The sequence below is a fragment of the Nonomuraea sp. NPDC001831 genome, from assembly GCF_042892035.1.
In the GTDB taxonomy this organism is placed as follows: domain Bacteria; phylum Actinomycetota; class Actinomycetes; order Streptosporangiales; family Streptosporangiaceae; genus Nonomuraea.
In genome coordinates this window covers 14,102-29,542 of the sequence record NZ_JBIATU010000003.1, presented here as the reverse complement: position 1 = coordinate 29,542, position 15,441 = coordinate 14,102, and the positions used below count along the sequence as shown (strand labels likewise).

Below are 15,441 nucleotides of genomic sequence, written 5' to 3'. Positions count from 1 at the left end.
GCCGCCCCCGCCGCCCCGCCCCGACCCCGACCGGGGCTGCGGGCTCGACGGCGGGCCCGCTGGACGGCCCGGTTGCGGGCGCGGTTGCGGACACGGTTGCGGGCCCGGGGGCGGACACGGTTGCGGGCCCGGGGGCGGACACGGTGAGGGGCATGGTGGCGGGCCCGGGGCCGGACACGCTGAGGGGCCTGGTTGCGGACTCGGTGGCGGGCTCAGGCCCCGCGGTGTGCGGCGGCCCGGCGACGGGGACGGCGCTCGCCGCCCGGCCGAGCGCGGGATCGAGTGTGTCGTCCAGCTTGTCCAGTGTGGCCTCCCCCGAGCGGCGACTCCTGCCCGGACGAGACTAACCCGCCTCCCGCGCGGCCGCCCGCGTCCGGCGGCGGCGTACCACCAGCCAGCCGAGCGCGATGCCCGCGACCAGGGCCGGGATGAGGAAGAAGGCCACCCGCTGATCGCGGTCGGCGAACGGCATCAGCAGGATCACCAGCGCCAGGAACCCGAGCGTCAGCCAGTTGGTGTACGGCGAGCCCGGCATGGGGAACGCCGACCGGTGCCCGGTGGCGCGCAGCCGGGTCTGGCAGTGGACCAGCACGCCCCACGTGGTGATCACCCCGAGCGAGGCGACCGCCGTGGCGATGTTGAAGGCGCGCTCGGGCAGGTAGTAGAACAGCGCCACGCCGCCGAGGAACATGGCCGCGGTGAACACGATCCCGCCGATCGGCACGTGCCGGGAGCTGAGCGTGGCGGCGAAGGCGGGGGCCTCCCGCTTGGTGGCCATCGACCGCAGGATGCGGCCGGTGGCGTACAGGCCCGAGTTGCAGGACGAGAGCGCGGCCGTGATCACCACGAGGTTCATCGCGTCGGCCGCCCAGGGCACCCCGAGCCCGGCGAAGAACGTGACGAACGGCGAGGTGCCGGCGCTGTAGGCCGTCCAGGGCAGGACCATCGCCAGCAGCAGCACCGAGCCCACGTAGAAGATCGCGATGCGCCAGACCACGCCGTTGATCGCCCGCGGCATGACCTCGTGCGGCCGGGCGGTCTCGCCGGCGGTGATGCCGACCAGCTCGATCGAGGCGTAGGCGAACACCACCGACTGCAGGCTCATCAGCACCAGCGGGAAGCCGGTGGGGAAGAAGCCGCCGTGCGCGACCAGGTTGCGCGGCCCGGCGTCGCCGACGGTGAAGACCACCAGCACCAGCGCGACCACCAGGAAGATCACGATGGCCAGCACCTTGAGCATCGCGAACCAGAACTCCAGCTCGCCGAACACGCGCACCGACAGCAGGTTGACCGCCAGCACGAACCCCAGCGCGAGCAGCGCGGTCAGCCACTGGGGGAATCCACCGGCCCAGTAGTGGACGTAGGCGGCGATGGCGGTCAGTTCGGCGATGCCGGTGAAGGCCCAGTTGACCCAGTACATCCAGCCGCTGGCGAAGGCCGCCCACGGGCCGATGAACTCGCCCGCGTACTCGACGAAGGAGCCCGAGGCCGGGCGGTAGAGCACCAGCTCGCCGAGCGCCCGCATGACGAAGAAGGCGGCCAGCCCGGCGGTGGCGTAGGAGAGCACGAGCGCGGGCCCGGTGGCGGCCAGGCGGCCGCCCGCGCCGAGGAAGAGGCCGACCCCGATCGCGCCGCCGATCGCGATCATCTGGATCTGGCGGTTGCCCAGCGCGTGGCTGTACCCCTCGTCGGACTGCGTGCGCACCCGGTGTCTCCTTCATTACTTTGAGTGAGGGAGACGATATCGAGGCCGGTGGCCGCGACGCTTCCGGCGCGCCGGTCCCGCGGGGCGCGCGAGGCGGCTCCGGGATGTCGGTCCGGCCCACTAGAGTCGGAGCGCACCATCGCATCCAGACCCGGGGAGGCGCCGCTCCATGTCGTCCAGCGACTCGTTCGTCCATCTGCATGTGCACACCGAATACTCCATGCTCGACGGGGCCGCCCGGCTCAAGCAGATGTTCAAACAGGTCGGCGACCTGGGCATGCCCGCCATCGCGATCACCGACCACGGCAACATGCACGGCGCGTACGACTTCTACAAGCAGGCCACGGGCGCCGGCATCAAGCCGATCATCGGCATCGAGGCCTACGTCGCGCCGGAGCTGCGGCACAACAAGAAGCCCGTGTTGTGGGGCGAGCCGCACCAGAAGAAGGACGACGTCTCGGCGGGTGGCTACTACACCCACATGACGATCTGGGCGCGCAACAAGACCGGCCTGCACAACCTGATGAAGCTCAGCTCGCGCGCCTACACCGAAGGCTTCGTGCGCAAGTGGGCCCGCATGGACGCCGAGATCCTGGCCGAGCACGCCGACGGCCTGATGGCCACCACCGGCTGCCCGTCGGGCGAGGTGCAGACGAGGCTGCGGCTCGGCCAGTACGACGAGGCGCTCAAGGCCGCCGCGAAATATCAGGAAATCTTCGGCAAGGACAACTTCTTCCTGGAGATCATGGACCACGGCCTCGACATCGAGCGCCGCGTCCGCGACGGCCTGACCCGCATCAGCAAAGAGCTCGCCATCCCGCCGCTGGTGACCAACGACTCCCACTACACCTACGAGTCCGACGCCGCCTCCCACGACGCCCTGCTGTGCATCCAGACCGGCAAGCAGCTGTCCGACCCCGACCGCTTCCGCTTCGACGGCTCCGGCTACTACATCAAGACCGCCGACGAGATGCGCGCCGTCGACTCCTCCGACCTGTGGGCCGAGGGCTGCCGCAACACGCTCCTGGTGGCCGAGAAGGTCGATCCGACCGGGTTCTTCGAGTTCAAGAACCTCATGCCCACCTACCCCATCCCCGACGGCATGACGGAGAGCGAGTTCTTCCGCAAGACCGTCTGGGAGGGCATGGACCGCCGCTGGCCCGAGGGCTACGACGACGAGCACAAGCGGCAGGCCGAGTACGAGATCGGCATCATCGAGCAGATGGGCTTCCCGAGCTACTTCCTCGTGGTCGCCGACTTCATCATGTGGGCCAAGCAGAACGGCATCCCGGTCGGCCCGGGCCGTGGCTCGGCGGCCGGCTCGCTGGTGGCGTACGCGATGGGCATCACCGACCTCGACCCGCTCCCGCACGGCCTGATCTTCGAGCGCTTCCTCAACCCCGACCGCGTCTCCATGCCCGACGTCGACATCGACTTCGACGAGCGCCGGCGCGGCGACGTGATCCGCTACGTGACCGAGAAGTGGGGCGCCGACAAGGTCGCCATGATCGCCACGTTCGGCACCATCAAGGCGAAGGCCGCCATCAAGGACGCCGGTCGCGTCCTGGGCTATCCCTACGCGCTGGGCGACAAGGTGTCCAAGGCGTTCCCGCCGGCCGTGATGGGCAAGGACATCCCGCTGTCGGGCATCTTCGACAAGGACCACCCGCGCTACAACGAGGCCGGCGAGCTGCGCCGGCTCTACGAGGAAGACGTCGACGTCAAGGCGACGATGGACCTCGGCAAGGGCCTGGAGGGCCTGATCAGGCAGACGGGCGTGCACGCCGCCGGCGTGATCATGTCCCGCGAGGTGATCACCGACCACATCCCGATCATGCGCCGCGACTCCGACGGCGCGATCATCACGCAGTTCGACTACCCGACCTGCGAGACGCTCGGCCTGCTGAAGATGGACTTCCTGGGCCTGCGCAACCTCACGATCATCGACGACTGCCTGAAGATGATCGAGTCCACCACCGGCGAGCAGATCGACCTGCTGAAGCTGCCGCTCGACGACCGGAAGACGTACGAGCTGCTGGGCAGGGGCGACACGCTGGGCGTGTTCCAGCTCGACGGCGGCGGCATGCGCTCGCTGCTGCGGCTGATGAAGCCCGACAACTTCGAGGACATCTCGGCCGTCGGCGCCCTCTACCGTCCGGGCCCGATGGGCGCCAACTCCCACACCAACTACGCCCTGCGCAAGAACGGCCAGCAGGAGATCACCCCGATCCACCCCGAGTTCAAGGACTCGCTGGCCGAGATCCTCGACACGACCTACGGCCTGATCGTCTATCAGGAGCAGGTCATGGCCATCGCGCAGAAGGTCGCCGGGTTCTCGCTCGGCAAAGCCGACCTGCTGCGCCGGGCGATGGGCAAGAAGAAAAAGGCCGAGCTGGACAAACAGTTCGAGTCCTTCGAGAGCGGCATGAAGAGCAACGGCTACTCCGCCGAGGCCGTCAAGACGCTCTGGGACATCCTGCTGCCCTTCTCCGACTACGCCTTCAACAAGGCCCACTCGGCGGCCTACGGCCTGGTCTCCTACTGGACGGCCTACCTCAAGGCCAACCACCCGGCCGCGTACATGGCGGCGCTGCTGTCGAGCGTCAAGGACGACAAGGACAAGTCGGCCCTCTACCTCAACGAGTGCCGCCGCATGGGCATCAAGGTGTTCCCGCCCGACGTCAACGACTCCGACTTCGACTTCACCCCGCGCGGCACCGACATCCGCTTCGGCCTGTCGGCGGTGCGCAACGTCGGCGGCAACGTCGTCGACGGCATCATCTCGGCGCGCAAGTCCAAGGGCCGCTTCGCCGACTTCAAGGACTTCCTGCGCAAGGTGCCCGCGATCGTGTGCAACAAGCGCGTGATCGAGTCGCTGGTCAAGGCCGGGGCCTTCGACTCGCTCGGCCACGTGCGCAAGGGCCTGGTCATGGTGCACGAGCAGGCCGTCGACGCGATCATCGACATCAAGAAGAACGAGGCCATCGGCCAGGACTCCCTGTTCGGCGCGATCGACGGCGGCGAGGACCAGACCTTCGACGTGCAGATCCCGCCGGGGGAGTGGGACAAGAACACGCTGCTGCAGTTCGAGCGGGAGATGCTCGGCCTCTACGTCTCCGACCACCCGCTGTTCGGCGTGGAGCACATCCTGGCCGCGGGGGCCGACTGCTCGATCGCCGCCGTCCAGGACGAGAGCCGGGCCGACGGGCAGGTCGTGACGCTGGGCGGCATCCTGAGCGGGGTGCAGCGCAAGGTCACCAAGAAGGGTGACACGTGGGTGCTCACCCAGCTCGAGGACCTCGAAGGCGCGATCGAGGTGATGATCTTCCCGTCGGCGTACCAGCTGTGCTCGACGATCCTGGCCGAGGACGCGATCGTCTTCGTCAAGGGGCGCATCGACAAGCGGGAGGACGTCGCGAAGGTCATCGCCATGGAGGTGACCGCGCCCGACCTGACCCAGGAGGCGGGCGGGCCGCTGCTGGTGAGCCTGCCGCTGACCCGGTGCACGCCGCCGGTGGTCGGGCGGCTGAAGGAGATCCTCACCACGCATCCGGGCACCTCGGAGGTGCATCTCCAGGTGCACAACGGGCCGAAGACGACCGTCATGCGGGTCGACGACCGCCTGCGGGTCTCGCCGTCGCCGGCGCTGATGGGCGACCTCAAGCAACTCCTCGGCCCGGCCTGCCTGGGCGCCTGACCTTCCGAAGCGGCCGGGCCCGCCTGAGGGGCTGACCCTCCGAAAGCGGCCCGGCCTGCCTCGGCGCCTGATCGTGCCGGGGCTGCCGGGCCCGCCTTGTGGGCGGGTGCCAAGGCGGGCCGGGGAGGTGGGCAAAGGTCGCCGTCGTGTCCCGGCGCGCGGGTGGGGCAGGATCGCAGGGTGAGCGAACTGCACTACCTGACCGCGACCGAGATGGCCCGCCTGATCAGGGCCGGGCAGGTGAGCGCCGTGGAGCTGCTCCAGGCCCACCTCGACCGCATCGAGCAGGTCAACCCCCGGGTCAACGCCATCGTGACGCTGGTGGCCGAGCAGGCGCTGGAAGCGGCCAGGGCGGCCGACGCGGCCGAGCCCGAGGGGCCGCTGCACGGCGTCCCGGTGGCCCACAAGGACCTGGTGGACACCGCGGGCATCCGCACCACGTACGGTTCGCCGCTGTTCGCGCGGAACGTCCCCGACAAGGACGACCTGATCGTGCGCCGCCTACGCGCCGCCGGGGCGATCACGATCGGCAAGACCAACACGCCCGAGTTCGGCACCGGCTCGCACACCGTCAACGAGGTCTTCGGCGCCACCAGGAACCCCTACGACCTGGCCAGGTCGGCCGGCGGCAGCAGCGGCGGGGCCGCGGCGGCCCTGGCCACCGGCATGGTCCCGCTGGCCGACGGCTCGGACATGGGCGGCTCGCTGCGCAACCCCGCGTCGTTCTGCAACGTCGTGGGCCTGCGCCCCACGCCGGGCCGCGTCCCCGACCCCTCCGACACGGCCGCCTGGTACACGCTGGCGGTGCCGGGGCCGATGGCGCGCACGGTCGACGACCTCACGCTGATGCTGGGGGCCGTCGCCGGGTTCGACGCCCGCTCGCCGTTCGCGATCAAGGAGCGGTTCGCGCCCGAGCCCGAGCAGGGGGTGCGCGGGATGCGGGTGGCGTGGAGCCCCGACCTGGGCGGGCTGCCGGTCGATCCGCGCACGGCCGCGGTGACCGCGACGGCGCCGGCCGTGTTCGAGGAGCTGGGGGCGCACGTGGAGCAGGTCGCGCTCGACCTGTCCGACGCCGAGGACGCCTTCCGGATCTACCGCGCCTGGTACTACGCCCTGTCCTTCGGCGACCTGACCGGCCTCGGCCCCAACACGAGCTGGAACGTCGAGCGGGGCCGCGCGGTCACCGGCGCCGACCTGGCCCGCGCCGAACGGCTGCGCAGCGGCCTCTACCAGCGCATGGCCGGCTTCTTCGACACCTACGACGTGCTGCTCGCGCCGGTCAGCCAGGTGCCACCGTTCCCGGTGGAGCAGCCGCACGTGAGCGAGATCAACGGCGAGCCGCTGCCCGACTACCTGGCCTGGATGCGTTCGGCGTACTGGATCAGCGTGCTGCACGCGCCGGCGGCCTCGGTGCCGGCCGGGTTCACGCCCGAGGGACTGCCGGTCGGGGTGCAGATCGTCGGGCGGCCGTTCGCCGACGCCAGGGTGCTGCGCGTGGCCCGCGCGTTCGAGCAGGCCACCGGCCACGGCCTGCGCCGCCCGCCGCTCTAGGGCTCGATGCCGTACGGGTGCCGCAGCGGCGACTCGCGGTAGCCGTGCATGCCCTCCAGCAGCCCGAACAGGCCGACCGCGAGCAGCGGCCAGGCCACCAGCACCCCCTCGGCGGTCAGCTTCAGCGCCCCGGGGACGATCCGCACCCCGGGCTCGGCCGCGGCCTCCACGGCCACCGCGCCGATCGTGAACGTGGACCCGGCCCACAGCGTGAGGAAACTGCCCACCACCCCGCCCGCGCACAATCCGAGCAGCACCGCCAGCATCCAGCGCCGCCCGGCGAACCACGCCAGACCGCCGCAGAGCAGCCCCAGCGCGCCCGTGATCACCGCGAACCAGCCGTCGGCCGCGATCAGCGCCTGCGTGGTGAGGTCGGCCAGCACCAGGCCGTGCTCGGTCACCTGGTACGGGGCCCGCGGCGAGATCGCGGACCAGCTCAGCCCGGCGGCGACCCCGAGAGTGGCGAGTATGAGGACAGTTACCGCAAAAGCGCGTACTTCCCTCGTCACGCCATTCCCCCTCACAACTGCATCCGAACCAGCTCGATGGTATCTCCCGGTTAGGCTCGCTTCGTGATTGCAGAAGAGGTCTGGCTGATCGAGCCCTCCGGCCCCCTCCGCGGGGACGTCGTCGTACGGGGCTCCAAGAACGGTGTGTCCAAGCACATGGTCGCCGCCATGCTGGGCAACGGCGAGAGCAGCATCCACAACGCCCCCGACGTGGGCGAGGTGGGCATCACCGCGGCGATGCTGGAGGCGCTCGGCATCCATGTCGAGATCGCCGGCCCCGAGATCCGCATCGAGCGCGGCGCGGAGATCAGGCCGCGGGTGCCCGACGCGTTCACCGGGCTCAACCGCATCCCCATCCTCATGCTCGGGCCGTTGCTGCACCTGGCGGGGGAGGCGTTCGTGCCGCTGGTCGGCGGCGACCCGATCGGGCGGCGGCCGGTGAACTTCCACGTGGAGGCGTTGCGCTCGATGGGGGCGGAGGTGGAGGTGGGCGACACCGGCATCTCGGCCAAGGCCAAGCGGCTCAACGGGGCCCGGCTCGAACTGCCGTACCCCAGCGTGGGGGCGACGGAGACGATCCTCATGTCGGCGGTGCTGGCCGAGGGCAAGACCGTGCTGAAGAACGCCGCCATGGAGCCCGAGGTGGTGGAGCTGGCGCTGTTCCTGCAGCGCATGGGCGCCCGGATCGAGCTGTCGCCCGACCGCCGGATCGTCATCGAGGGCGTCGAGCACCTGCGCGGCGCCTCCACCTGGCTGACCGGCGACCGCATCGAGGCGTTCTCCTACCTGGCGGCCGGGCTGATCACCGGGGGAGAGGTGCGGGTGCACGGCTGCCCCCAGGACCGCCTGGTGACCGCGATCACCACGCTGGCCAGGATGGGCGCCCGGTTCGACATCAACGACGAGTACCTGTGCGCCACCGCCCCGCCCGAGGGGCTGCGCTCGGCGGCCGTGCAGACCGACACCCACCCCGGCTTCATGACCGACTGGCAGACGCCGCTCATGGTGCTGTTCACGCAGAGCCAGGGCATGTCGGTACTGCACGAGACGGTCTTCGAGAACCGCCTGGTCTACGTGCCCGCGCTGCAGCGGATGGGCTGTGAGATCGAGGTGTTCGACCAGTGCCTGGGCGGGCCGGCCTGCCGCTACCACGACACCAACGCCCGGCACTCGGCCGTGGTGCGCGGCGTCTCCAAGCTCAGGGGCGCCGACGTGACGCTGCCCGACATCAGGGCCGGGTTCTCGGCCGTGCTGGCCGCGGCGGTGGCCGACGGGACGTCCACGCTGCGCGGCGTGCACCACATCGAGCGGGGCTACCACCGGCCGTACGAGCAGTTCGCCTCGCTTGGTCTGAACATCCGAAGAGAACGGTAAAGACCGGGGAAGTGGGCGTTTGCCGATGATCTGCTGGTTGCAGATCATCTGCGTGACCGTACTCAGATCCATCGGTGGCCTCGCCATGGCGGGGGCGCTCGGCGGGGTGCTGGCGGCGGCACTGGCCGTTCCCGTGGTGAGCGGCGGCGGCCTGGCCGCCAAGAACGTCGCCGACACCTTCGTCGACCTGCCGCCCGCGCCCCGCGAGGAGCCCCTGGCGCAGGTGACCAGGCTGCTGGACAAGGACGGCAGGCAGTTCGCCCAGTTCTACGAGGCCAACAGGACGGCCGTGCCGCTCGGGGCCGTGGCGCCCCTGATGCGCAAGGCCATCGTGGCCATCGAGGACGCCCGCTTCTACGAGCACGGCGGCCTCGACGTCCGGGGCACGTTGCGGGCGCTGCTCACCAACACGCAGGCGGGCGGCATCCGGCAGGGCGGCTCGTCGCTGACGCAGCAGCTCGTCAAGAACATCCTGGTCGAGAGCGCTCGCACCGATGCCGAACGGGACAAGGCACGCGCCCCCAACCTGGCCCGCAAGATCACCGAACTGCGGTACGCGATGGCCCTGGAACACAAGTACCGCAAGGACGAGATCCTTGAGCGTTACCTCAACATCGCCTACTTCGGCGCCGGCGCCCACGGCGTGGAGGCGGCGGCCCGGCGCTTCTTCTCCACCACCGCCTCCAAGCTGACGCTGACCCAGGCCGCCACGCTGGCGGGGGCGGTGCGGATGCCGTACTCGACCGATCCCTCGCTCGGCCGCTCGCACGAGGCGCGGCTGAAGGAGCGGCGCGACCTCGTGCTGGACCGCATGGCCGGGCTCAAGCTGATCACGCAGGCCCAGGCGAACGCCGCCAAGAGCACGCCGCTGGCGCTGCGGCTGAAGCCCGAGCCGGGCGGCTGCGGGCAGAGCGCGTACCCCTACTACTGCCTGTACGTCCAGAACGAGATGTTGTCGAACCCGGCGTTCGGCAACACCCCGGCCGAGCGGCGGGCCAGGATGGCGAGGGGCGGCCTGGTGATCAGGACCGGCCTCGACCCGGTCGCGCAGCGCGCGGCCGAGCGCGCGATCCGGCGGCACGTCTCGCCCGAGGACACCGAGGTCGCCGCGGAGGCCATGATCGAGCCCGGCACCGGCCGGATCAGGGCGATGGCGGCCAGCAAGGAGTTCGGCCGCAACCGCGGCAACAAGAAGAACGGCCCGAGGACCACCTTCAACCTGCCCGCCGACGTGGCGCACGGCGGCGGCCAGGGTTTCCAGGCCGGCTCGACGTTCAAGGTGTTCACCCTGGCCACGGCGTTGCAGCAGGGCTGGCGGTTCGGCGACGGCTTCCAGACGCCGGGGGAGCTGGTGCCCGCGCAGGGCTACCGCAACTGCGACGGCCGGCCGGTCAACGACCCCGGCACGCGCATACTCAACGCCAGCGGCGAGGGCTCGGGCGGCCCGCACAGCATCGAGACCGGCACCTGGAAGTCGGTGAACATCTTCTACATGATGCTGGAGCGCAAGGTCGGGCTGTGCAACGTGGTCAAGACGGCCAGGGCGCTCGGGGCGGTGCGGGCCGACGGCCGGCCGCTGCGCGAGGTGCCGACGTTCACGCTGGGCGTCAACGAGATGGACCCGGTGACGGTCGCGGGGGCCTTCGCCACGTTCGCGGCCCGCGGCGTGCACTGCCGGCCGCTGGCGATCGTGGAGATCACCGACCGGAGCGGCCGGCGCGCGCACGTGCCGCCGTCCTGCGAGCAGGTCATGGAACGGCCGGTCGCCGACGCCGTCAACCACGTCCTGTCCGGGGTGTTCGACAAGGGCACCATGCAGGGGCAGAGCATCGGCCGCCCGGCGGCCGGCAAGACCGGCACCAACAACGGCTACACCTCGGCCTGGTTCGCCGGGTACACGCCGGACCTGGCGGCGGCGGTGAGCCTCGGCGACATCCGGGGCTCCTACCGCTACCCGCTGCAGGGCGTGCAGATCGGCGACCAGTACTACGGCGCGGTGCAGGGGGCGTCGCTGCCCGGCCCGATCTGGGTCGAGTCGATGCAGCAGGCGCTGGACCACACCGAGCCGAGGGGCTTCCCCGGGCCGGACATGGGCCGGTTCGGCGGCGGGTTCACGCCCGGCCTGAAGGAGGCCGAGGCGCAGGAGCAGGACAAGAAGAAGAACCGGCGGCAGGGCGAGCGCGCCTTCTTCCGGCATCACCGGCGGTTGTTCGAGTGGCTGCTCGGGCAGGGCCCGCCCGACCCGTCGTTCCGCCGGCCGCGCCACCGCTCCCGGTAGCCGCCCGACCCGTCGTTCCGCCGGCCGCGCCACCGCTCCCGGTGGCCGCCCGACCCGTCGTTCCGCCGGCCGCGCCACCGCTCCCGGTGGCCGCCCGACCCGTCGTTCCGCCGGCCGCGCCTCCCGGTAGCCGCCCGGCCGGACGCCTCAGCCCGCCTTGCCTATGGGGGCGGTGACCGCGCGGGTGAGGGTGATCAGGTTGTCGGGGGCGGTCTCGATCTGGAGCCCGCGCCGGCCGGCCGAGAAGTAGATCGTCTCGTGGTCGAGCGCCGAGGAGTCGACCACGGTGGGAAGCTGCTTGCGCTGGCCGAGCGGGCTGATGCCGCCCACCACGTAGCCGGTCACCCGCTCGACCTTGGCCGCCTCGGCCATGGCGGCCCGCTTGCCGCCCAGCGCCGAGGCCAGGGCCTTGAGGTCGAGCTTGCCCGACACCGGCACGACCGCCACCGCGAGGCCGCTCTCGGTCTCGGCCACCAGCGTCTTGAAGATGCGGTCGTAGGGCACGCCGAGCGCGTCGGCGGCCTCCTCGCCGTAGGCCTGGGCGCTCGGGTCGTGGTCGTAGGGGTGGAGCGTGAAGTCGGCCTTGGCCTTGGTCAGCGCCATGGTGGCCGGGGTGCCGCCGCCCTTGCCTTTCGTTTTGCTCACGTCTGACAAGTGTAGCGAATCTACATTGTAAAGGCGCGGCCCGGCGTGTACCCCAGCGCCCGCCGGAAGACGTCGATGAACGCGCTGGCCGAGGCCCAGCCGCAGCGATGGGCGACCACGGTCACCGGCAGGCCGTCGGCCAGCAGCAGCAGCGCCTGGTGCAGGCGGACCTGGGTGCGCCACTGGGGGAAGCTCATGCCCAGCTCGCGGCGGCACAGCCGGGCCAGCGTGCGCTCGCTGGTGCCCGCCAGGGCGGCGAGGGTGGCCAGGGTGCGCCCGTCGGCGGGGTCGTCGTGCAGGACGGCGCAGACGGCGGCCAGGCGCGGGTCGCGCGCGGCGGGCACGTGGAAGGGCTGCTCGGGGGCGCGTCTGAGCCGGTCGAGCAGGACGGCGAGCAGCCGTTCGCGTTCCTCGCCCACGGGGGCGTCGTCGTCGGTGCAGGCCATGACGAGCTCGCGCAGCAGCGGGCCGACGGCGAGGACGGCGGGCCGGTCGAGGCCGAGCGGGTTGTCGGTGAGCCCGACCAGGCGCAGGTCGGTGCTGCCGTGGGCGCGGTGTTCGTGCACGGTGCCGGCGGGCACCCAGATGGCGCGGTTGGCGGGGGCGACCCAGGTGCCGGCGTCGGTGGTGACGGAGAGCATGCCGGCGCAGGCGTAGGCGATCTGGTGGGTGTCGTGCCGGTGGGCGTCGATGCCCGTGCCGGGGGCCAGGGGGCGGCGGCCGGTGGGCGCCACGGGGGTGTGGCGGATATTCGGCATAGGTTGGCACTTTATCGGAAGCAGGCCAGGTCGGGCCGGGGACATCATCGGTGGCGTGAACAGGATCCGGTCGCTGGCGGCGGGGCACGCGTGCGTGGACTTCTACCAGGGCGCGGTGCCCGCGCTGGTGCCGTTCCTGGTGTCGGGGCGGGGGTACGGCTATGTGGCGGTGTCGGGGATCGTGCTGGCGGCCACGTTGTCGTCGTCGGTCGTGCAGCCGGTCTTCGGGCTGCTGACGGACCGGTGGCGGATGCCGTGGCTGATCCCGTCGGCCATGGTGGTGGCGGGGGCGGGCGTGGCGTGCGCCGGGGTGACGGGGTCGTACGCGGTGACGTGGCTGGCGGCGGCGGTGTCGGGGCTGGGGGTGGCGGCCTACCATCCGGAGTCGGCGCGGCTGGCCAGGATCGCCAGCGAGGGCGGCCATGTGCGGATGAGCTGGTTCTCCTTGGGCGGGACGCTGGGGTTCGCCTCGGCGCCGGTGCTGGTGACACCGCTGTTGTCGGCGTGGGGGCTGGGGGCCTCGCCGCTGCTGGCCGGGCCGGCGGTGCTGGGGGCGGTGCTGACGCTCCCGGCGGTGCGGGCCCTGGCGGGTGGCCGGGGCCGGGCGCGTCCGGCGGGGCGGGCGGCGGGTCGTGACGACTGGCCGGGGTTCGCCCGGCTGACGTCGGTGATCGTCTTCCGGTCGGTGGTGTACGTCGGTCTGAGCGCGTTCGTGGCCCTGTACGTGGGCGGCGGCGCGGCGGGCGCGGTGGCGTTGTTCGTGCTGTTCGCGGGCGGGGCGGCGGGCACGGTGCTGGGGGGCCGGCTGGCGGCCCGGTGGGGGCGGGTGCGGGCGATGCGGGCGGCGTACGCGGCGGCGGTGCCCGCGGTGGCTGGGGTGGTGCTGGCGCCGGGCCCGCTGGTCTACGTCTTCGTCGCCGCGTCGTCGGTCGCCCTGTACGTCCCGTTCTCGCTGCACGTGACCCTGGGGCAGGACCTCCTGCCGAACCGGGTGGGCACGGCGAGCGGCGTCACGCTGGGGCTGGCGGTGAGCGTGGGCGGCCTGACCAGCCCGCTGGTGGGCGCGGTGGCCGAGGCCGCCTCGATCAGGACGGCGCTGGCCTGCCTGATCGCCTTCCCGGTGCTGGCCTGGCTGCTGGCGCGCACGCTGCGGGAGCCGGCACCGGACCCGGCTCAGCCAGTGGCTGCGCAGGCGCCGGACCCGGCCTAGCCGGCGGCGGTGCGCAGGCGCAGGACGGCGGAGTTGTCGCGCTGGGCGGGGTCGAGGCGGGTGGAGGTGACGTGCATGGTGACCGGCAGGGCGGCGTCGGCGTCGCGGCCGACGGCGACCTTGGCGGAGATGCGGACCGGCCGGCCGGGGTGGATGACGTCGATCACGCATTCGGCGCGGTGGTCGCCGTGGCGGCAGGTGGCGCCGTCGACGGAGGCCAGGGTGGCGCCGGTCGGGAGCGTGAGGGTGACGGGCACCTGGGCGGCGGCCATGAGCCCGCGCATGGTGACGGTCGCGGTGACGGTGGCGGTGCCGCCGCGGCGGACGGGCGCGCCGGGGCCGGCGGCGTCGAGGGAGAGGGAGTCGTAGACGCCCTTGGGGTCGGCCTGGCGGACGATCGCGCCGTAGCCCTCCACGTTGAGCGCGGTGGCGACGGAGTTGCCGTCGGGCTCGCCGTCCTCCTTGCCCGCCGACAGCACGCCGACCAGGTCGTCGCTGCCGCGGACGACCCACGGCCCGCCGCTGTGGCCCTTGGCCAGGTGGCAGTTGTAGGTCTCCATCCGTCCGGCCGGGTCGGCGGCGCCGGCCAGCCGGGCGGCGAGCAGGTCGCCGGTGGTGTTCTCGCCGCGGGCCTGCTGGGTGCGGCCGAGGCACCAGAGCTGGTCGCGGCCGTCGTAGGGCCGGCGGCCGAGCACGCCGGGGTAGCCGGGGGCGGCGATGGTGAAGCGGCCGCCCTCGTTGCGCAGGGGGGTGAAGGCGCCGACGGTGTCCTGCAGGGTGCGGTTGCGGCCGCCGACCTCGACGAGCGCGACGTCGTAGACGGAGTTCCAGTCGCCGCCGGTGCGTCCGGTGTAGGCGTCGGGCTTCCAGGCGCGGCGTCCGCCCCATCTGCCGTACGGCTCGCGCTGCGCGGCGGTGGCGGCGCGGCCGTCGTAGGCGGGGACGAAGGCGAAGTTGGTGTGCCAGGTGCCGGACGCTGAGCCGTCGGGGCTGCTGTAGACGCAGTGGGCGGCGGTGATGACCAGCAGCCTGCTGGCCGAGCGGACGACGGAGGCGCTGCAGGAGTCGTCGCGGCCGGTGGCGTTGACGAAGAACAGGCGCCCGGTGACGCGGCTGGTGCCGTCGGCGGTGTACGGCCGGCGCACGGGGGCGTAGCCGTTGGCGTCGCCGCCGGGGGTGAGCCGTTTGGCGCCGGGCACGCTGCGCCGCTCGGCCGCGCTGTGGTCGGCCGTGCTGTGGTCGGCCGTGCTGGGGTCGGCCGTGCTGAGGCCGGTGGTGCTGGGGCCGGTGGTGCTGGGGGCAGTGGTGTTCTGGGCGGCCCTGTCGTGGCCGGTCGTGCTGAGGGGGAGGGCGGCGGCCTTGGCCTTGGCCTGTTTGCCGGGCGTCCAGTAGCGGGCGGCGCGTCCCGGGCGCATGAGCGGCGACGACGCGGCGCCGGGGCTGCGGTCCCGGCTCCGCGCAGGGCTCGGGGCGGGACGCTGAGCCGAGCGCTGGGCGGGACGCTGGGCAGGGCGCTGAGCGGGGCTCTGCGCAGAGCCCCGCGCGGCGGGCGCTTTGAGCGGCGGCGGTTCGGCGGTGGCGGGCGCGGTGACGAGGGCGGTGGCGGGCGCGGCAGTGAGTGCCGTGGTGAGTGTGGTGGCGAGTGAGACGCCGGCGAACGCGGCCAGCGTGGTGACCAGAGTCTTCGACACGATGTCCTCTTGAGCGGTCCGAA

General features: G+C 72.2%; 10 protein-coding genes. 5 read left to right on the top strand and 5 right to left on the bottom strand.

The window, feature by feature from the left end:
* Positions 1–343 precede the first annotated feature (343 nt).
* Positions 344–1,705 (bottom strand): amino acid permease, encoded by a 1,362-nt coding sequence (locus tag ACFYYW_RS11110; RefSeq protein WP_352324919.1) that lies wholly within the window; start codon positions 1,703–1,705, stop codon positions 344–346.
* Positions 1,706–1,874: 169 nt separating this feature from the next.
* On the opposite strand from ACFYYW_RS11110, the gene dnaE reads away from it, so the two are divergent.
* Both dnaE and ACFYYW_RS11100 read left to right on the top strand, forming a co-directional pair.
* On the top strand, positions 1,875–5,402 hold the full coding sequence (gene dnaE, locus ACFYYW_RS11105; protein ID WP_352324920.1) for a DNA polymerase III subunit alpha: 3,528 nt from the start codon (positions 1,875–1,877) through the stop codon (positions 5,400–5,402).
* Between the two features lie 180 nt (positions 5,403–5,582).
* A complete protein-coding gene (locus ACFYYW_RS11100; RefSeq protein ID WP_387647354.1) occupies positions 5,583–6,953 on the top strand; it encodes an amidase in 1,371 nt (456 codons plus the stop codon).
* Here the strand turns inward: ACFYYW_RS11100 and ACFYYW_RS11095 are convergent.
* Positions 6,950–7,462: a hypothetical protein gene (locus ACFYYW_RS11095; RefSeq protein WP_387647351.1), complete on the bottom strand. Its 513-nt coding sequence runs from the start codon at positions 7,460–7,462 to the stop codon at positions 6,950–6,952. The two genes, ACFYYW_RS11100 and ACFYYW_RS11095, sit on opposite strands and share 4 nt — an antisense overlap.
* Before the next feature lie 63 nt (positions 7,463–7,525).
* Here ACFYYW_RS11095 and murA point away from each other — a divergent pair, with 63 nt between their 5' ends.
* Together murA and ACFYYW_RS11085 are read left to right on the top strand one after the other, a co-directional pair.
* Positions 7,526–8,836 (top strand): UDP-N-acetylglucosamine 1-carboxyvinyltransferase, encoded by a 1,311-nt coding sequence (murA, locus tag ACFYYW_RS11090; RefSeq protein WP_352324923.1) that lies wholly within the window; start codon positions 7,526–7,528, stop codon positions 8,834–8,836.
* A gap of 52 nt (positions 8,837–8,888) precedes the next feature.
* A complete protein-coding gene (locus ACFYYW_RS11085) occupies positions 8,889–11,114 on the top strand; it encodes a transglycosylase domain-containing protein (protein ID WP_387647348.1) in 2,226 nt (741 codons plus the stop codon).
* Positions 11,115–11,261: 147 nt separating this feature from the next.
* On the opposite strand, the gene ybaK is transcribed toward ACFYYW_RS11085, so the two are convergent.
* Positions 11,262–11,717: a Cys-tRNA(Pro) deacylase gene (ybaK, locus tag ACFYYW_RS11080; RefSeq protein WP_358294295.1), complete on the bottom strand. Its 456-nt coding sequence runs from the start codon at positions 11,715–11,717 to the stop codon at positions 11,262–11,264.
* Between the two features lie 62 nt (positions 11,718–11,779).
* On the bottom strand, positions 11,780–12,517 hold the full coding sequence (locus ACFYYW_RS11075) for a helix-turn-helix transcriptional regulator (RefSeq protein ID WP_352329320.1): 738 nt from the start codon (positions 12,515–12,517) through the stop codon (positions 11,780–11,782).
* A gap of 55 nt (positions 12,518–12,572) precedes the next feature.
* Between ACFYYW_RS11075 and ACFYYW_RS11070 the strand changes: the two genes are divergently transcribed.
* Positions 12,573–13,727 (top strand): MFS transporter, encoded by a 1,155-nt coding sequence (locus ACFYYW_RS11070; RefSeq protein ID WP_387647345.1) that lies wholly within the window; start codon positions 12,573–12,575, stop codon positions 13,725–13,727.
* Here ACFYYW_RS11070 and ACFYYW_RS11065 read toward each other — a convergent pair.
* Positions 13,724–15,418 carry a trypsin-like peptidase domain-containing protein gene (locus ACFYYW_RS11065; RefSeq protein WP_387647342.1) on the bottom strand — a complete coding sequence of 565 codons (1,695 nt, stop codon included), beginning with the start codon at positions 15,416–15,418 and terminating at the stop codon, positions 13,724–13,726. The two genes, ACFYYW_RS11070 and ACFYYW_RS11065, sit on opposite strands and share 4 nt — an antisense overlap.
* Positions 15,419–15,441 lie beyond the last annotated feature (23 nt).

Excerpts from the sequence above, each read along its gene's own strand:
- dnaE (WP_352324920.1), top strand. The coding sequence starts at position 1,875 with ATGTCGTCCAGCGACTCGTTCGTCCATCTGCATGTGCACACCGAATAC.
- ybaK (WP_358294295.1), bottom strand. The coding sequence starts at position 11,717 with ATGGCGCTGACCAAGGCCAAGGCCGACTTCACGCTCCACCCCTACGAC.
- ACFYYW_RS11075 (WP_352329320.1), bottom strand. The coding sequence starts at position 12,517 with ATGCCGAATATCCGCCACACCCCCGTGGCGCCCACCGGCCGCCGCCCC.